The sequence below is a fragment of the Leifsonia psychrotolerans genome (genome assembly GCF_013410665.1).
GTDB lineage: Bacteria > Actinomycetota > Actinomycetes > Actinomycetales > Microbacteriaceae > Cryobacterium > Cryobacterium psychrotolerans_A.
Genome location: NZ_JACCFM010000001.1, coordinates 3,186,130 through 3,204,338, shown reverse-complemented (window position 1 = coordinate 3,204,338; position 18,209 = coordinate 3,186,130). Strand labels below are relative to the sequence as shown.

18 protein-coding genes are annotated in these 18,209 nt (G+C 64.2%); 8 read left to right on the top strand and 10 right to left on the bottom strand.

Annotated elements, in window-relative coordinates; all coding sequences use genetic code 11:
• Positions 1 to 20: 20 nt before the first annotated feature.
• From HNR05_RS14635 to dnaK, 8 genes are all read right to left on the bottom strand, one after another.
• Positions 21 to 887, bottom strand: coding sequence for a carbohydrate ABC transporter permease (locus HNR05_RS14635; RefSeq protein ID WP_179579813.1), 867 nt, complete (start codon positions 885 to 887; stop codon positions 21 to 23).
• Positions 887 to 1,825 (bottom strand): carbohydrate ABC transporter permease, encoded by a 939-nt coding sequence (locus tag HNR05_RS14630; protein WP_343062613.1) that lies wholly within the window; start codon positions 1,823 to 1,825, stop codon positions 887 to 889. Before HNR05_RS14630 ends, HNR05_RS14635 begins: the two co-directional genes overlap by 1 nt.
• 93 nt (positions 1,826 to 1,918) lie before the next feature.
• Positions 1,919 to 3,289, bottom strand: a complete 1,371-nt coding sequence (locus HNR05_RS14625; RefSeq protein ID WP_179579812.1) for an ABC transporter substrate-binding protein — start codon at positions 3,287 to 3,289, stop codon at positions 1,919 to 1,921.
• Positions 3,290 to 3,441: 152 nt separating this feature from the next.
• The gene (locus HNR05_RS14620) at positions 3,442 to 4,596 is read right to left on the bottom strand and encodes a glycoside hydrolase family 183 protein (protein ID WP_179579811.1); all 1,155 of its coding nucleotides are present in this window, start codon (positions 4,594 to 4,596) and stop codon (positions 3,442 to 3,444) included.
• 127 nt (positions 4,597 to 4,723) lie between these two features.
• Complete coding sequence (locus tag HNR05_RS14615) at positions 4,724 to 5,146, bottom strand: heat shock protein transcriptional repressor HspR (protein WP_179579810.1); 423 nt, start codon at positions 5,144 to 5,146, stop codon at positions 4,724 to 4,726.
• A 2-nt stretch (positions 5,147 to 5,148) separates the two neighbouring features.
• Entirely contained in the window at positions 5,149 to 6,153 is a 1,005-nt protein-coding gene (locus tag HNR05_RS14610; protein ID WP_179579809.1) for a DnaJ C-terminal domain-containing protein, read from the bottom strand.
• Positions 6,146 to 6,739, bottom strand: a complete 594-nt coding sequence (locus HNR05_RS14605; RefSeq protein WP_179579808.1) for a nucleotide exchange factor GrpE — start codon at positions 6,737 to 6,739, stop codon at positions 6,146 to 6,148. Before HNR05_RS14605 ends, HNR05_RS14610 begins: the two co-directional genes overlap by 8 nt.
• Entirely contained in the window at positions 6,739 to 8,595 is a 1,857-nt protein-coding gene (dnaK, locus tag HNR05_RS14600; RefSeq protein WP_179579807.1) for a molecular chaperone DnaK, read from the bottom strand. The genes HNR05_RS14605 and dnaK overlap by 1 nt, the downstream gene beginning before the upstream one ends.
• 503 nt (positions 8,596 to 9,098) lie before the next feature.
• Here dnaK and HNR05_RS14595 point away from each other — a divergent pair.
• On the top strand, positions 9,099 to 9,242 hold the full coding sequence (locus HNR05_RS14595) for a hypothetical protein (RefSeq protein ID WP_425485088.1): 144 nt from the start codon (positions 9,099 to 9,101) through the stop codon (positions 9,240 to 9,242).
• A 60-nt stretch (positions 9,243 to 9,302) separates the two neighbouring features.
• Here HNR05_RS14595 and HNR05_RS14590 read toward each other — a convergent pair whose 3' ends face one another.
• Positions 9,303 to 9,734: a hypothetical protein gene (locus HNR05_RS14590; RefSeq protein ID WP_179579806.1), complete on the bottom strand. Its 432-nt coding sequence runs from the start codon at positions 9,732 to 9,734 to the stop codon at positions 9,303 to 9,305.
• A 323-nt stretch (positions 9,735 to 10,057) separates the two neighbouring features.
• On the opposite strand from HNR05_RS14590, the gene HNR05_RS14585 reads away from it, so the two are divergent.
• The gene (locus HNR05_RS14585) at positions 10,058 to 11,467 is read left to right on the top strand and encodes an MFS transporter (protein WP_179579805.1); all 1,410 of its coding nucleotides are present in this window, start codon (positions 10,058 to 10,060) and stop codon (positions 11,465 to 11,467) included.
• An 86-nt stretch (positions 11,468 to 11,553) separates the two neighbouring features.
• A complete protein-coding gene (locus HNR05_RS14580; RefSeq protein ID WP_179579804.1) occupies positions 11,554 to 12,234 on the top strand; it encodes a FadR/GntR family transcriptional regulator in 681 nt (226 codons plus the stop codon).
• A gap of 84 nt (positions 12,235 to 12,318) precedes the next feature.
• Here HNR05_RS14580 and HNR05_RS14575 read toward each other — a convergent pair whose 3' ends face one another.
• Positions 12,319 to 12,990, bottom strand: a complete 672-nt coding sequence (locus tag HNR05_RS14575; RefSeq protein ID WP_179579803.1) for a transaldolase family protein — start codon at positions 12,988 to 12,990, stop codon at positions 12,319 to 12,321.
• 170 nt (positions 12,991 to 13,160) lie between these two features.
• On the opposite strand from HNR05_RS14575, the gene HNR05_RS14570 reads away from it, so the two are divergent.
• From HNR05_RS14570 to HNR05_RS14550, 5 genes are all read left to right on the top strand, one after another.
• Positions 13,161 to 14,117, top strand: coding sequence for a ribokinase (locus tag HNR05_RS14570; protein WP_179579802.1), 957 nt, complete (start codon positions 13,161 to 13,163; stop codon positions 14,115 to 14,117).
• 59 nt (positions 14,118 to 14,176) lie between these two features.
• Entirely contained in the window at positions 14,177 to 15,001 is an 825-nt protein-coding gene (locus tag HNR05_RS14565; protein ID WP_179579801.1) for a GntR family transcriptional regulator, read from the top strand.
• Between the two features lie 165 nt (positions 15,002 to 15,166).
• Positions 15,167 to 15,745, top strand: coding sequence for a glucose-6-phosphate isomerase family protein (locus HNR05_RS14560; protein WP_179579800.1), 579 nt, complete (start codon positions 15,167 to 15,169; stop codon positions 15,743 to 15,745).
• Positions 15,746 to 15,751: 6 nt separating this feature from the next.
• Positions 15,752 to 17,251, top strand: coding sequence for a xylulokinase (gene xylB / locus HNR05_RS14555; protein ID WP_179579799.1), 1,500 nt, complete (start codon positions 15,752 to 15,754; stop codon positions 17,249 to 17,251).
• Positions 17,251 to 18,207: an NAD(P)-dependent oxidoreductase gene (locus tag HNR05_RS14550; protein ID WP_179579798.1), complete on the top strand. Its 957-nt coding sequence runs from the start codon at positions 17,251 to 17,253 to the stop codon at positions 18,205 to 18,207. Before xylB ends, HNR05_RS14550 begins: the two co-directional genes overlap by 1 nt.
• The last annotated feature ends 2 nt before the right edge of the window (positions 18,208 to 18,209 follow it).

Genomic DNA, 18,209 nt, shown 5'->3' with positions numbered 1-18,209 from the left:
TGTCCCGCCACAGCGGAAGGCTACTTAAGCCCCGCCATCTTGATGTTGCCGATGATCTGACGCTGAAAGATCAAGAAGATAATCACGACGGGCGCCGCTGCCAACACGGATCCGGCCATTAGGAGGCCGAGCTCTGTGCTGCGCTCGGAGCGGAAGGTCGCCAGGTACTGCTGGAGAACAAACCGCTCGGGGCTGGTGATTGTCAGGATGGGCCAGACGTACGAGTTCCAATAGGCCAAAAATGCCGTGATTCCCATCACGATGAACGGCGGTTTGGACAGGGGGACGAACAGCCGCCAGAAGATCGTGAAGCGGTTGCAGCCATCGAGCATCGCCGCCTCCTCCAGAGATAGCGGGATATTCAGGTAGAACTGCCGGATGAAGAAAACCATGCCGGCGCTGGCTGCCCCGGGGATCACCAGGACCGCAAGAGTGTCAAGCATCTGAAGTCTCGTGACGACGATGAAGCTGGTCAACAAGATCGTCATGCCCGGAATGAAGAGCGTCGTGATGACGATCACCCAGAGCGCACCTTTGAACCGGAATTCCAACCGCGCAAAAGCGTAAGCCGCGAGCGAGTTGATCGCGAGGGCGAGCAGGGTGAACAGAATCGCCCCGAGCAGTGTCCACACGAAGGTGCGAACGAAGGCCGGGTCCGCGAGGATCTGCGCGTAGTTCTGCCACAGCCAGACCTCAGGGAAGAACTGAAACGGTGTCGAGATAACTTCGGTCTTCGACTTGAACCCGGCGATGATCATCCAGGCGAGCGGGAACAGGGCCGCGAGCACGAAGACGACACCGACGATCAGCTTGCCCGCGGCATACAGCCACCACGCCGTGTCGTGCTTGGAGTGCTGCGCGGTCGGAAGAGCCTGTGTAGTGGCCATCAGTCGACCAGCCTTTCGGAGTTCACGAATTTGAAGATGGCGGCCGATACCGTGCCCAGCACGACGAAGAGCAGCAGCGCCGCTGCGATCGAATACCCGACATTCATGTCGTTGCGGAAGTGATTGAAGATGAACAGGTTCGGCAGTGTCGTGGAATCCAGCGGGCCACCGCCTGTCATGACCAGCGGCAGCTCGAACTGCTGGATGGCGGCAACGAACCCGGTGATCATCAGGTAGAGCAAGATGTTCTTCATCTGGGGCAACGTGATGTAGAACGTCTTCTGCCACCAGTTGGCTCCCTCCATGGAAGCAGCCTCGTAGAACTCAGTGGGAATGTCGACCATTGCCGCCACCATGATGAGCGATGTGAGTCCCATCCCGAGCCAGATTGCCGGGACCGCGATTGCAATCAGCGACCACGCCGGTTCACCGAGCCAGGCGATCGGCTCGGTCCCGAAGACGCCGAGTGCCGCGTTGAGCAGGCCTCCGGAATAGTCGTAGATCAGCACAAAGATGATCGAGGTGATAACGGCAGAGATGATGGTCGGAATATAGATGCTGACCTTCAAAACGCTTGCAAATCGACGTGCGACGCTGACCACGAGGCTGGCGAAGAAGAAGGCCAGAAGCAGCATCGGAGGCACCGTCAGAAGGACGAATTGGAAGCCACGCCCGAGTGCCCGCCAAAACAGGCGGTCGCTCAGCACATCGGAGAAGTTTTTCCAGCCGACGAACACCGGTTCTTTGTAAAAACTCCAGTCTTGGAAGGACAGGAAGATTGCGTAGATCGCGGGCCAAATGACGAAGGTGCCGAGCAGGATCAATACGGGCAACAAGAACCAGTACGCAACACTGTTATCGCGGAATCGATGGCGATCGCGACGCTGACGCTGCTCTTTTTTGGTCGCGCTTTCACGCAGGGCCTTCGGTTCACTCACTACGTCGATGGTCAACAATGTGTCCCGTTCCTTTCCGGTCTGAACCGAAGGTTCGGGGGCTGGGTGACCAGCCCCCGAACGGTGCGAGTGTTGCTAGTTCTTCGGTGCCTTGGCAGGAAGACCATCGCGATCAATGACAGTCTGGATTGCCTGGTCCGCGGTGCTTATCGCATCGTCGACGGATGATGCGCCCTTCATCACGGATTCCATCGCCGTACCGACCGCGAGCGAGACATCCCACGGGAAGGTGGGCTCAGGAATGGCCGTGGGTGCGATGTCATTGGTGATGACTGACGACCAGGGTGCGTCGGCTGCCGCCTGGTCACCCGCAACTGCATCCTGTACCGACATGCGCACGGGCACCTTGGTGAACTGCGTGTTCACGAAGAATGGCACCAGGTTCGCAGGGTCACCCGCGATGGCCCAGGCGAGGAACTCGCCTGCGGCTTGAGCATTTTTGGACTTCGCGTCGACGACCCACTTGAAGTTGCCCAGCGTGGTGGCGCCGCGACCAGAAGAGTCCGCCGCATTCGGGAACGCGCCGATGCCGGTCTTGGGCAGCAACTCCTTGAAGTCAGACCCGATCTCAGACATCATCCAAGAACCAGAGACCTTGAACGCAACCTTCTCCTGGCCGAAGTCAGTGCCTTCAACGTAGGCGCCCAACGCCTGCTTGGCCATATATCCCTCATCCCACAGCTTCTTATACGAAAGCATGAGGTTCTTGTAGCCGTCATTATTAATGTCCGGTTTGGTCCAAGCGCCGTTGAGGGCCGTGTGGCCGGAGAAGTTGTACTGCTGCCCGTGGGTCGACCATGCGAAAGTGACTGCATCAGAGGCCGGCGAGATGCAGTACTGGCCATCGGCCAATGTGGGCTTGATCTTTGCGCACGCAGCGAGCAACTCGTCCCACGTCTGCGGGCCATTCGTGGAGTCAACACCCGCGCCATCCAGCAGGTCCTTGTTCCAGAACAGCACGGTCTGAGGCTCAAGCAGAAGTGGATAGGCGTAGAACTTGTCTCCGATAGCCGAGACCGCACGCGCGGAATCGATGATCTCGCCCAGTGCGTCGTCGGGGACGATTCCGTTGAGCTCATGGAGTTGGCCAGCGTTGACCGCATCCTGGATCGGACCCGAGTGCGTGTAGACATCAGGGGCCTTTCCGGCGGCCTGCGCGGACTTCATCTTCTGGTCCCAGGCATCCGCAGGAACCTCAGTGCCGACCACTTTGATCTTGTCCTGTGATGCGTTGAACTTCTTGACGATGTCCGCGTACCACTCGTTCTCGGTCGGTGTGAAAGTGCGGTGCCAGAACTGAACTGTGGAGGCACCGCCAGCGGCACCATCACCACCCGCGGATTCTCCGGGCGTGCCGGACCCGCAGGCCGCAAGCATCGTGCCGACGGTCAGTGCGCTCAGAGCGGCGATGACTGTACGACGAATACGTGTCGTGCTCTTTCTCATGGGTTCCTCCTCAGGAACGCGACTCGTCGTCGAGTCGCTGCTGTGTACCCGGCTGATGCCGGAGGACACCGGTCGTGCCTGTGGATCCTCGGTGACCGGGTAAGCGCCAGGTTATGCGAAATCGATTTCATGCGCAAGCATTTCAGCGGACTTCAGGATGCGACACGCTCAAGGTCGGCCGAGAACCAGAACACGTTGTAGGGCCCCCAGAGCGACAACGTGAAGAAGATGGTGCGCCCATCGTCGGAGACGTAACGGGGATTCAGGTAGGGCGAGTACAGCCCTGGGTAGTCATCCCCAGAGACCAACTCGATCGGCTCACCCCACGGCCCCCAGGGCGTGACACCCTCTCGAACATAGGCGCTGCCGGCATCCGAATAGCTCATGATCCAGCGGTCCAAGTAGGTCGACCAGATCACCGAAAGTTCGCCGATCGTGCCTTCGACGACAGCCTCGGCATCGGCGATATTGGTGCTCCACTTCGGGGTCTCACCATCAGTCCCTGCGAAGTAGGAGTAAGACACCTGACGCTCCACGGCCTTTTCAGTGGCAGGCACGCGCATGAGCTGCACACCGCCAAACCGGCCAGACGGGATCGACCAGAAGTAGATGTAGTCGGTGCCGCCCTCGGTGACAGGCAGCGTCGCGACTTGAACGAAATTCGAGTCACCCGGCCACTCCACACCCTCAACCGGCGTCCACGTCTGACCGTCGTCGCGCGACACAATCAACGCAGAACGATTCGCATCCCAGGCACCAGGTTCCCCCCAAAACCGCACCGACATGTACGAGACGTAGAGTGTGTCACCAATCGCAAATCCATAGCTGGGGATCTTCGTGACTTCACCGCCGGCCCCGTTAGCGTCGTGATCGCCTTCGCTGAGCGCAGCGGCAAGCCCGACCTCATCTTCCACCCAGCCGTCAAAGATAATGCCGTCGCTCGGGTCATCGTCTGTCGTCCATGCGGCGACATTCGAGCGCCAGAAACCACCCTGCCCTCCAATGGAGTCGGGGTCTCGCTCGCCGAAGGTATCGCCGAACAGAAAGTAGGTTCGGTCGCCGACGTTGATCATCGAACCCAGATCGGTCCCTGCGACCGCAACGGACGCGGTGTCATTGATCGCGCCCGGGCCTGTTAGCTGTGCGATTTCGGTCAGATTCGACACCCGGTCAAGCACGAACGGCTTATCCGGATTCGAGTCCACGTTCACACTCGACACTCCCGAACAGGCCGAGAGCGCGAGAGCCAAAAGCGCGGATATTCCGACGGAGACACGACGTGCGCGTTGGGAATGTTCATCGGGCATGATCCTCCTTGATCCATGCCCACCTTAGCGAAATCGATTTCAAAATCTAGAGTGAATGCTCTCGGTCTCAGCCAGGTGCCGCTGCCCTCCCCCTGACGAGTGCAGTGACAGATTTCTCCGGCTTCGCTTACTCGTCGCCGTGGTCGAGCGGCCGCCAGATAACCATCTGAGTCGAGCGGCGCATCCGTGTGCCCGCCTTCATCGAGATAACGTCACCGGCCGAGCCCGCCGCGAACACGCGGCGGCCCGGTCGGCTCAGCATTTCGTCGGCCAGCGCAGACTCGAGCTCGCGCAAACGAGACTCGAGCCCGCGCACCCGATCTTCCAACGCCAATATGCGACGGATGCCTTCCAGGCTCACGCCCTCGGCACCGAGTTCCGCGATCTCCCGGAGCTTGGCCACGTCCCGCATCGAATAACGACGCGACTTGCCGGGCGTGCGGCCCGGACTGACCAAGCCCATGCGGTCGTACTGGCGCAGTGTCTGCGGGTGCATGCCCGCAAGTTCTGCGGCGGTTGAGATCACGAAGACCCGGCTGTTCTCGTCCATTGTTATCCGCGCGCCTTCACCAGAAGCTCGTCGCGCGGGTTCTCGTCGGGCAGAGCAGCCTTGAGTGCCTCGAGGGCCGCCTCGGCCTCTTTCGACAGGTGTGACGGCACAGCAACCTGCACCTCGGCGAGCAAGTCACCGGTGCCCTTGGCCGTTTCGACACCACGACCTTTGACCCGCAGGATGCGCCCACTCGGCGTTCCGGGAGCCACCCGCAGCTTCACCGGCGAGCCGCCCAACGTGGGCACCTCGATCGTCGCCCCGAGGGCGGCTTCGACAAACGTGATCGGAACCGTCACCCGCAGGTTGAGTCCGTCGCGCTCAAAAACCGGGTGCTTCCGCACCGAGACGGTGAGCACGATGTCACCGGGCTCACCCCCATCCGGGCTCGGCTGACCCTTGCCGCGCAGCTTGATCTTCTGGCCGTCAGACACGCCGGCCGGGATCTTCACCTTGATCGAGCGGCCGTCCTGCGTTTGCAGGGTGATCTGGTCGCCGTGCACCGCGGTGACGAAGTCGAGGGTCGTCGATGCCGTGACATCGCGGCCACGGGACGGCCCGCCGGCTCCCCGATATCCGCCGGTTGACTGACCGAACCGGCCGCCCGCACCACCCGCACCTCGGCCGAACAGCCCGCCGAGAATGTCGTCGTACCCGCCCTGCTGGAACTGGTAGTTCTGCTGGCCGCCACCGCCGCCGAACATGCCGCCGAAGACATCGTCAAATCCGCCCTGCTGGCCCCCCGTGCCCGGGGCGGTGAAGCGAGCTCCACCGCCCATGGCACGGACTGCGTCATATTCCTTGCGCTGCTCGGGGTCAGAGAGTACCGAGTGGGCCTCGCTGATCTCCTTGAACTTCGCTTCGGATGCCGCATCGCCCTGATTGGAATCGGGATGATGCTGACGCGCCAGCTTGCGATAGGCCTTCTTCAGCTCGGCCGGCGTGACATCTTTCGAGACACCGAGAACCTTGTAGAAGTCCTTGTCGAACCAGTCCTGGCTAGCCATCGCTCGGTACCTGAACCACGACCTTCGCCGCACGCAGCAGTGTCGAACCCAGGTTGTAGCCGGTCTCGACGACGTCAGCGATGGTTTCGCTCTCGACCTCGGCCGTCGGAATCTGGAAGACCGCCTCGTGCATGCTCGGGTCGAACGGCTCACCGACCGCACCGAATGGAACCAGGCCGATGCGCTCGACGGTTGACCGCAGTTTGGCTGCGATCGTCGCGAACGGCGAGTCGGCAACCAGGTCGCCGTGCTTCTCGGCCCGGTCGAGGTCGTCGAGCACCGGCAGCAGTGACACGGCGACCGCGCCGGTGACGCGCTCGCGCTCCACCTCACGGTTCGCCTCGGTGCGCTTGCGATAGTTGGCGTACTCGGCTGTGACGCGCTTGAGGTCGGCGAGGTGCTCATCCGACGGGTCGGATGCCTCAAGGTCAGCCGCATCCAGGATGTCCTGAACGGTCAACTCGTCCTCTTCGATACCCTCGGCGTCAGCGTCGGCCGCGGCTGAGGCGGCGCCGGCAAGCGCCTCCTCAGCTGCGGTGGACGACTCATCGGCCGGATTGGCGCCCGAGTTCTTGTCCTTGGCCATTACTTCTTCTCGTCTTCGTCTTCAACAACCTCGGCGTCAACCACGTCCTCGTCACTCGACGCGTCAGCCGGCTGCTCGCCCTCAGGTGCCGTCGCGGCCTCGGCCTGGCTGGCTGCGTAGATTGCTTCGCCGAGCTTGCCCTGGCTCTCGTTGAGCTTGTCGAATGCGGTCTTCACCGCGTCGTCGTCGTCGCCGACCAGAGCCGACTTGAGAGCGTCGACGTCAGCCTGAACCTCGCTCTTGACCTCGGCGGGCAGCTTGTCGTCGTTTTCCTTGATGAGCTTGTCGATCGAGTAGGCGAGCTGCTCGGCGCTGTTACGAACCTCGGCGGCCTCACGGCGCTTCTTGTCTTCAGCAGCGTGCTCTTCACCCTCACGCACCATGCGCTCGATGTCTTCCTTGCCCAGCGACGAGCCGCCGGTGATCGTCATCGACTGCTCCTTGCCGGTGCCCTTGTCCTTGGCGGACACGTGCACGATGCCGTTGGCATCGATGTCGAAGGTGACCTCGACCTGCGGGATGCCACGCGGAGCCGGCGCGATGCCGGTCAGCTCGAACGTGCCCAGGTTCTTGTTGTCGCGGGTGAACTCGCGCTCGCCCTGGAAGACCTGGATTGCAACGGACGGCTGGTTGTCGTCGGCCGTGGTGAAGGTCTCACTGCGCTTGGTCGGAATGGCCGTGTTGCGCTCGATCAGCTTGGTCATGATGCCGCCCTTGGTCTCGATACCGAGGCTCAGGGGGGTGACGTCGATGAGCAGAACGTCCTTGCGCTCACCCTTCAGCACGCCGGCCTGCAGTGCGGCACCGACGGCGACGACCTCGTCCGGGTTGACGCCCTTGTTGGGCTCCTGGCCGCCGGTCTCCTGCTTCACGAGCTCAGAGACGGCCGGCATCCGGGTGGAACCACCGACGAGCACGACGTGAGCGATGTCGCCCACCTTGACGCCGGCCTCACGGATAACGTCCTGGAACGGCTTCTTCGTGCGGTCGAGCAGGTCGCTGGTCATCTGCTCGAACTGGGCGCGGGTCAGCGTCTCGTCGAGGTTGGCCGGGCCGTTCTCGGTCAGCGAGAGGTAGGGCAGCTGGATGCTCGTCGACATGCTGCTCGAGAGCTCTTTCTTGGCCTGCTCGGCGGCTTCCTTGAGGCGCTGCTTGGCGATCTTGTCCTTCGAGACGTCGACGCCGGTGGTTTCCTTGAACTTCTTGATCAGGTGATCCACGATGCGCTGGTCCCAGTCGTCTCCACCGAGGCGGTTGTCGCCCGAGGTGGCGCGCACCTGGATGGTCGAGAAGTCGTCATCCTTACCCACTTCGAGCAGCGAGACGTCGAAGGTTCCGCCACCGAGGTCGAAGACCAGGATGAGCTCGTCTTCCTTGCCCTTGTCGAGGCCGTAGGCGAGAGCCGCAGCGGTGGGCTCGTTGATGATGCGCAGCACGTTGAGGCCCGCGATCTCACCGGCTTCCTTGGTGGCCTGACGCTCGGCGTCGTTGAAGTAGGCGGGAACCGTGACGACGGCATCCGTCACCGTGTCGCCGAGGTACTGCTCGGCGTCGCGCTTGAGCTTGGCCAGGATGCGCGCCGAGATCTCCTGCGGGGTGTACTTCTTGTCGTCGATGGCGATGTTCCAGTCGGTGCCCATGTGGCGCTTGACGCTGGAAATGGTGCGGTCGACGTTCGTGACGTTCTGGCGCTTGGCGGTTTCACCAACGAGAACTTCGCCGTCTTTGGTGAAGGCGACGACCGACGGGGTCGTGCGCAGGCCTTCTGCGTTTGCGATGACGGTGGGCTCGCCACCTTCGAGGACTGCGACGACCGAGTTCGTGGTTCCGAGGTCAATTCCAACTGCACGTGCCATAAGCGTGGCGCTCCTTTTGTATTTCGGGTGAATCAAATCTGTGGGTTCGCGAGACTTGAGCCTCGATGACTCAAGTGTGACAGGAGCGTGTAAATGATGTCAAGCTGCGAACCTCAAAGTTGAGTGTGAATGGCTCAACTTTGCGCAAGACACCCGCCGGATGCATGCAGAAGCGCCGTCAGCGGCATCCGTTGCGCCTCGGCCAGCACCCCGTTCGGCCCGGCGAAATCGCGTGAGGTCTCGCAGATGACCCTTCCGCAGCCCGCGGAACGGTCACCTGTGCGACCTCACGAACCTGCGGCAGGCACAGAGCCGGCCGATCCGCCGAGAGTCGCCGAGAGTCGCCGTGGGCCCGAACATCGCTCTGGCCTCGATCCACCGGTCGAGTTGAGCGGTGAAAGCCGGGCTCAGCGACCTCACCGACGCGTGGCTAACTGCCGGGGCACTTCGGTGAAACACCTCCGCAGCCAGACGGCCACCGGCAGCATGCCATCATCGAGCAGATGAACGCAGACCTGAAGCACAGCGCGCTAGCTCACCTGCCGTCAGGGGTGTTCATGGCCATCGCGGCCTGGCTCGTGCTGACCACGATCGCGTTCAACCTTTCGCGCGAGTCTCAGCGACCGATCCGGATCAGCAGCATGTAAATTCTGCTTCGACGGATCCCATTACGTTATGCACATTCGATGAATGGAATTGAGGTGCGCTCAGGAAGATGGTGTGAGCAGGCCGCGTGGCGCTGCCGGTGACTTACCCGGCCATGAACCGAAATGTTCAGCAGCTTCCGTATGCCCCGTGAAATAACCGTTCTCGTGCGCGAAAACGCCCCAAAGCTCACCGACGTACTTGCCACGAGTGGTTTCCCAACCGTTCGCTTGCAGTGCCGCAACCGGATCAAACTTCGTGCCCTGCGGGAGGTTCAATGTAACGGTGAGCTTGGGCGGTTCGTTGCGAGTTTCCAACGCCCAAATGACGCGCAAAAAGAACTCCGCCAACTCTGCGGCACCCTTCACTTCATAACCATCCTCAACGGTGACCTCGAGTTGGCAGAAGGCGGTTCCTCCAAGATCAAGGAATCGCGGCGCTGTTTCAGCGCATATGACCTCCGCATTGGAGAGACCATCAATCTCGTTGACCATCGACGCCGCTTCGCTCGGGCTCAGGCCGCTACGCCCACCAGTTCCGCATCCGGTAAGAAAAAGCACTGCAGCAAGCCCACACACCACCCGCCTCATCGCTCAATCACCATACCGAGCTCTCGGGACATGCGCCCACCCTACCAAGAAGCACTGTCGGGCCCACCTCTGTGCAAGCCCTACCCGTCGTGCGAGCCTCAGCCGCCGATCCGGTCTCACGGCGGCTCCCAGTACAGGCGCCTCGCTGATGAGAGTGGTGAGCGACCTCGTCACCGCTGCGGCCCCGCTGCCCCCGATTGCTGACCACCGCGCACTACCCTGAACCCATGACCGACAACTCGAAGCCCGCGAGTGATGGCTCCCCGCGCAATTTCCCGCCGACCCACCTGACTCAGACGGATGGCGCGGCCGCCACGATCGGCGTCGACACCGCGCAGGTCGAGGCCGTTTCGGCGCAGCGCGGCCGCAAGGGTCGCATCCTCGCGTGGAGCATGTGGGATTGGGGCGGAGCCGCCTTCAACGCGGTCGTCACCACTTTCGTCTTCACGGTCTATCTCACGGGAAAATCCTTCGGCGGGGAGGCATTCGTGTCGGCCCAGCTCGGCTGGACTCTGGCGGTCGCCGGCATCGTCGTCGCCCTACTCGCGCCGATCACTGGGCAGCGTTCGGATGTCTCAGGACACCGCAAACTCTGGCTGGCCATCAATACCTACGTCGTCGTCGCGGTCACCGCCTTGATGTTCTTCGTCACCCCCGAACCCGGCTCCCTCTGGCTCGGCCTGCTTCTGCTGGCCGTCGGCACCGTGTTCTTCGAGTTCGCCTCGGTCAACTACAACGCCATGCTTGTCAGCGTCTCGACACCCCGCTCGATCGGAAAGGTGAGCGGTTTCGGCTGGTCAATGGGCTACTTCGGCGGCATCGTGCTGTTGCTCATCGTGTATTTCGGCTTCATTCACCCCGAGGTCGGCTTGTTCGGTGTGACGGATGCCAATGGCCTGTCCGTGCGCGTCGCCATGCTGATCTCGGCGGCCTGGTTCGGGTTGTTCGCGCTGCCGGTTCTGCTGGCGGTCCCGGAATACCACGCACCCGCCAGCGCCAAGCGTGCGAAGGTCAGCTTCGTCGCCTCGTATGCCCGCCTCGGTCGCGACATCGCCGCACTCTGGAAGACAAGCCGGCAGACGGTCTTCTTCCTGATCTCCAGCGCGGTGTTCCGTGACGGTCTCGTCGGTGTCTTCGCGTTCGGCGGCATCCTGGCGGCCGGCACGTTCGGCTTCTCGGCCGGCGAGGTGATCATCTTCGCCATCGTCGCCAACATCGTCGCCGGCGTCGCCACCGTCTCGATCGGCCTGCTCGACGACAAGATCGGCCCCAAGCCGGTGATCGTCGCCTCACTCGTCGGCTTGATCATCTGCGGCACGGCCGTGTTCGTGCTGCACGACGGCGGCCAGATTGTGTTCTGGACCTTTGGCCTGGCCCTCTGCCTTTTTGTGGGTCCGGCCCAGTCGGCCAGCCGCTCATTCCTGGCCCGGGTGATCCCGGCGGGGCGCGAAGGCGAGGTGTTCGGCCTCTACGCGACGACGGGCAAGGCCGCCACGTTCCTGGCGCCCACCGCATTCGCGCTGTTCGTCACGCTCGGCGGCGCGCAATACTGGGGCATCCTGGGCATCGTGCTGATCATCACGATCGGGTTGGGCCTGCTCCTGCCGGTGAAGGCGAAGCAGCAGCCGATCAGCTAGCCGCGCCCGCACGTGGAATCCGCGGGCAGGCACCGGCGCATCCGTCACGCATCAGAAGCGGATGCCGACAAAGGTAGGATCTTTGCATGGCCGTGACCGACGAAGCAATCCTCAAGATCAAAGAGATGATTACGTCGGGAGAACTCGGCCCCGGTGACCGCCTTCCCCCCGAGAAGGAACTCAGCGAACGCCTGGGGCTCTCCCGCAGTTCACTGCGCGAAGCCGTCAAGGCACTCGAGGTCATTCGCGTGCTCGACGTGCGCCGCGGCGACGGCACCTACGTGACGAGTCTTGAGCCCCGACTGCTGCTTGAGGCGATGTCGTTCGTGCTCGACATGCACGACGACGACTCGATTCTGGAGCTCTTCGCCGTGCGCCGCATACTCGAACCGGCCGCCGTCGCCCTCGCCTGCCCGCAGATGGATGCCCCGACAATCGACGACCTGCGCGGCCAGATCCAGTCGGTCAATGGCACGACCAGTGTCGAGGGCCTGGTCACCCACGACCTCGCCTTTCATGGTGCGATCGTGGCCGCGGCGGGGAACGCCTACCTGGCCGGCCTGATCGAATCGCTCTCGAGCGGCACCGTGCGCGCGCGCATTTGGCGCGGCCTCACCCAGGAGCACTCGGTGGAGCGCACCCTGTCTGAACACACCTCCATCGTCGATGCGCTCGAACGCGGCGACGCCGAACTCGCTCAGGCACTCACGCTCGTGCACATCTCGGGCGTCGAGCAGTGGCTGCGGGACGCGGCCTCGGCCTCCTAAGAGCGGATGGCCCGGCGGCGAGTGAGCAGCGAAACCGTTGAAGAGCGCGGCCCCGTCTCACTTCGGCACCGCGAGGGGGAACAGCTATTCCTGCCTGTCCGACAGGCCCCGCTGCACCGCCGCGTCGAACTCGGCCGCCGAGGCGTCGCTCACATCGGTCTGTAGCGCGGCGAGGATCACCGACGGTGCCGCCGTGAAGAACGGCACACCGTTCGCGGCGAGCTCGACGATGTCGTGCGGCGTGCGCAGGCTCGCCGCCAACACGTCGGTGCCGGTGCCGGCAACAAGTGCCTGCATCGCAGTGATCTCGGCTATGCCGTCCCGCCCGGCATCCTTCAGCCTGCCCAGATACGGTGCGATGTAGCGCACACCCAGAGTTGCTGCGGCGAGCGCCTGCCCCTGCGAATAGACCGCGGTCACCAGTACGCGCGTTCCCGCCGCGACGAGCGTCGACGCCGCCGCGAACCCCGCACGCGTGGCCGGAACCTTCACCACGGCGCGCTCACCGAGCGCACGGATGCCCTCTGCGTTCTGCAGCATCTCGTCGGTCGTGCTGCCCCAGGTCTGGAAAAAGATCTCCTCGGCACCCTCCGATTCCCACCGCGCGTAGAGTGCAGGAATGTCGTGAACCGTGCGGTTCGAGCGCTCGAGAATGGTCGGATTGGTGGTGACCCCGTGCACCAGGTGATCCGTCAAAAGTGTGCTGACGTCGTCAACGTTGGCACTGTCGACGTAAAAACGAAGCTCGCGCTGCATGGTGATGGTCTCCTTCGGAAATATGATGGTGCAGCGCCGCGTCGAAGCGAGGCCGAGCCCGAACCCTCGGCCCCGAAAAAAGGCGCCTGTACGGTAATGTACTTAAGGGTAGTGGGGATGTCGACACCGGCATCTCGTGAATAGGCGTGGAACGCCTCGAAAGGTACGAAATGAGCCAGACACAGTCGTCGGCCCCGACAGGCGGCGTCCTGATCGTTGGCAGCATCACCGCCGATCTCACCACATTCTCCACACGTCTTCCCGCGCGCGGTGAGACCATCCTGGGCGAGGACTTCACACTTGTGCTCGGCGGCAAGGGCGCGAACCAGGCCGTCGCGGCCGGTCTCGCGGGCGGCGAGGCCCACATGGTCGCCTGCGTCGGAACCGATCTGTTCTCGAACCTCGTCACCGACGGCTTGCGCAGCGCGGGAGTGAACATTGAGCACGTGCGCTCGGTTCCCGGCCCCACCGGAATCGCGCACATCCGCGTCGATGCGTCCGGTGAGAACGACATCGTGATGGTGCCACTGGCCAACGCCGCACTGAGCGAAGAGCAGATCGACACCGCGTTCGCGGATCGCGCCGCCACCTCACGCGTGCTTCTCACTCAACTCGAAATCCCGTGGGCGCTCACCCAGTACGCCATCCGCAAGGGTCACGAGGCCGGCCTCACCGTCATACTCGACCCGGCCCCCGCCGCCGTTCTCGACGACGCGATCTGGCCCCTGGTCGACATCGTCACCCCCAATGAGACCGAAGCGCGCATTCTCACCGGCGTGCCCGTGACCGACACCGATTCCGCGATCGAAGCCGGCCGCTGGTTCACCGACCGCGGTGCGCGCTATGCGCTCATCACCATGGCAGCAGCCGGCGCGGTGCTGGTCTCGGCCGAGACGACGCTGCACTTCGACTCGTTCGAGGTGGATGCCGTCGACACGACCGCCGCAGGCGATGCCTTCGCCGGGTATCTGGGCTCCTCCATCGCACTCGGCTACGAGCTTCCCGCCGCAATTTCGCGTGCGATCGGCGCGGGCGCCCTCGCCGTGACGAAGCGCGGCGCCTCGCCGAGCCTCCCCCACCGCGACGAGGTTGACGCTTTTCTCGCCGAGCGAAGCGTGAACGCCTGACGCTCCCCGTCATCCATTCACGCTCCCTGCAACTCCAGATTCGCTAGGAAGCTGACACCATGAATGCTCCTCTTCTCGCTGATGAACGCACCACGCTCGGAGCCGTCGACGACATTGACCGTCATTCCCCGCAGCCGATGTACCACCAGCTCAAGCAGCACATCATCGAGCACATCGCCACGCTGGGCCTGAAGCCCGGCGACGTTCTTCCCGGCGAACACCGTCTCTGCGCGCAGTTCGGTGTCTCCCGCACCGTCGTGCGCCAGGCGCTGCTTCAGCTTGAGCATCAGGGCATCATCGACCGGGTCAAGGGCAAGGGAACGTTCGTGGCCCACCCCAAGACCCCCGAGAGCCTGGTGCACACGCTGACCGGTCTCTATGAAGAGGTCACGGCACGCGGCGGACGGGTGCGCAGCGAGGTGCGCACGCAGGCCTTCGTGCCGGCAGATGACGACATCGCCACCGCCCTGCAGCTGCTTCCCGGCGATCCCGTGCTGATGATCGAGCGACTGCGTTTCGTCGATGGAGAGCCGTGGTCCTGGACGACGACCTATCTGCCTGAGCGGGTCGGCGTGCTGGTCGAACACGCCGATCTGCGCGACCAGTCGCTGTACGCACTGCTGGCCACCTACGATGTGCGCGCCGTGCGGGGCGTGCGCTCGGCCGAGGCCTCCTCCGCCGATGCCGAGCAAGGCGCACTCCTGCGCGTTGGAGAAGGAAAGGCCCTGCTCGTTCTGCGCAGCGTCGGGTTCGATGTCGACGACCATCCGATGGAGTACTTCATCGCCTATCACCGCGGCGATCGCAGCCGCTTCGAGTTTCAGCTCACGGCCACACCCAGCGATCTCAGCACCGCGTCGCTGCGCCACACGGGCCTCGACTAGGGCTGAACTCGGCCGAAGCGCAGGCGCAGCGCAGGCGCAGCGCGGTCGAAACTGTACCTGGTCGACAAATTTCACTCCCTCGCACCTGTAATTACATGTAACCTGTAATTACAGGTAGTCTGAATTCGCAGCACCGCAGCCGCAGAACCGTTCGAGGAGACCGTCGTGTCCGAATACTCCGCCCTTCCCGTTCCGCCCATGAGCATCCGCTTCGATCAGGGCGCCGGAACTCTCTCTCCCGAGGGACCGACCCTGACCCGACGCATGTCGGACCTTGAGGGATTGTTCCGCGATTCGGAGGCCTGGGCTGCGGCCGTCGCCGACGGCGACCCGATCGTCTACTCGGTCGTGTCCTCGCCCGTTCCCGAGATTGACCGCGAGTTGCCCCAGTCGATCACCACGATCCAGCCCGGCACCACCGCCGGGGAGCTGTGGATGACCAAGGGCCACCAGCACCCCAACCACCAGGGCGAGATCTACCTCTGCATCTCCGGTCACGGCGGACTCCTGATGTTCGACGGCACCGAGACCCGCTGGGTCGACATGACCCCCGGCACCATCGGCTACATGCCGCCCGGCTGGGCTCACCGCAGCATCAATGTCGGCGACGAGCCCTACTCGTTCCTCGCGGTCTACCCCGGCGGAGCCGGACACGACTACGGGTGGGTGCTCGAGCACGGCATGGGCCAGCGGGTGCTGGCCGGCGCCGACGGGCTCGACTTCGTGAACTACGTCGAGGGCTGATCACTCATGATCATCGCGCACGACCTCGGGACGACGGGCAACAAGGCCTCGCTGCATGAGGATGACGGCCGCCTGGTCACCGCGGTGACCGTCAACTACGGCGCTCACTTCGCCGAGGGCGGCCTCGCCGAGCAGAACCCCGAGGACTGGTGGGATGCCGTCGTCCAGGCGACGAGAACACTCATCGCCCGCTCCGGCGTCACCCCCGTCCAGGTCACGGGGCTGTCCGTGAGCGGCCAGATGATGGGCGCCGTTCTGCTCGACGCGAGCTACAACCCCGTGCGTGCCGCGATGATCTGGGCCGACACCAGAAGCACCGCCCAAACCGCGCAGCTTGAAGCCGTGATCGGTCAGGAGCGCGCCTACGCCCTGACCGGTCATCGCATCAACCCCACCTACTCGCTCGAGAAGATCATGTGGGTGCGTGACAACGAGCCTGACGTGTTCGACCGCGTGCGGCACTTTTGCATCGCCAAGGATTTCGTCCTGCAGCGTCTCACCGGCCGCTTGGCGACCGACCGCTCCGACGCCTCGGCGACCAACGCCTATGACCAGACGAATGGCGTCTGGTCGGCCGAGATGCTGGCCGCTGCCGGCCTCGATGTCGCACTGTTCCCCGAAATCCTCGATGCGACGAGCATCGTGGGCCCCCTCACGGATGCCGCGGCGAGCACGCTCGGCCTGGCCCGCGGAACCCGCGTGGTGATGGGCGGCGGCGACGGCCCGATCGCCGCGGTCGGCGCCGGAATCGTTGCCCCCACCGACGGCGCCTACGTCTGCCTGGGCACCTCCGCCTGGATCTCGTTTGTGAGCGACACGCCGGTGCTCGACCCGCTCATGCGCACCATGACCTTCGACAACGTGGTGCCCGGCAGCTATGTACCGACGGCCACCATGCAGGCCGGCGGCGCTGCCCTGCAGTGGGTGACCGAGCTGCTCAGCCCCGACGCGGCATCCGCAAATCTGCCCCAGCTGGTCGCCGACGCCAACACCGCCCAGGGCTCGGCCAGCGGACTCTACTTTCTGCCCTATCTGCTGGGCGAACGCTCGCCGCATTGGAACCCGGATGCCGCCGGCGCATTCGTCGGCATCGGCCGACACCACGGGCGTGCCGAGATGACGCGTGCGGTGCTCGAGGGCGTCGCGTTCAACCTGCGCACCTGCATCGAGGCGTTCCGTGAGGCCGGCGCCACGATTGACAGCATCGACGCGATCGGCGGCGGCGCGGCCAGCGACACCTGGCTGCAGATCATGGCCGACATCTGGGGCGTTAGTGTGCGTCGGCGCACCATCGTCGAAGAGGCGAACAGCCTCGGGGCCGCGGTCACCGCCGCGGTGGGCCTCGGCCTCGTCGACGGCTTCGACGCGGCCCGCGGGCTGTCCGAGGTGACCGCCGAGTTCACTCCGGATGCCGCCGCGCACGCCGGGTACACCGCTCGGCATGAGCTTTTTCTCGACGCCTACACCAGCCTGGCGCCGTGGTACTCGAAGAGGGCAGGTCACTGATGTCTCAGATTCTCGCAACGAGTCGGTCGTTCGGATCGGGATCGGTCGACCTCGTCGCCCGCCTGGCCGAGAACGGTCACAGCGTCAGCATGGGCCCGTCCGACCACGACCTTGACACGCTGCGTCCGCTTCTCGCCGACGCCGTCGCCTGGGTGGCCGGCACCGGCCCCGTCACCGCCGCGCACCTCGACGCCGCGCCGAACCTGCGCGTCGTGGCTCGCTACGGTGTGGGCTTCGAAGCCGTCGACCTGGCCGCCGCCGAAGCGCGCGGCATCATCGTCACGAACACCCCCGGTGCGAACAGCAGCGCGGTGGCCGACCATGCCGTCGGACTGATGCTCGCGGCACTGCGCGGCATTCCCGAGGGCGACCGCCGCGTGCGTGCCGGCGACTGGTCGGTGCTGCGCGGCCGCGAGCTCGGCTCGCTCACCGTGGGCATCGTCGGTTTCGGCCGCATCGGACAGGGCGTCGCTGCGCGGCTGACCGGCTTCGGCTCCCGTGTCGTCGCCCACGACCCCTGGATGACGACCGAGCAGATCGTGGCCGGCGGCGCCGAGCCCCTGAATTTCACGCAGATGGCCGCCGAGTGCGACATCGTCACCCTGCATGCCCCGGGCGGAACCACACTGGTCACCCCCGACTGGCTCGCCTCCGCCACCCCCAGCCTGGTCATCATCAACACCGCCCGCCCCGACCTGGTCGACGAACAGGCCCTCGCCGCCGCGCTGCGCCAGGGTGCGATCGCCGGATTCGCCGCCGACACCCTCGCCGGCGACACCCGCGGTGACGCCTCGCCGCTCTTGGCCGAGGACCTCGCCGCCCGTGTGATCGTCACGCCGCATTTCGGCGCGCAGACCGTCGAAGCCGTCGACAACATGGGCTCGATCGCGGTCACCAACCTGCTCGCCGTGCTGAACGGCGACACCCCTCCCCATCCCGTCCGAACGAAAGCCTGATC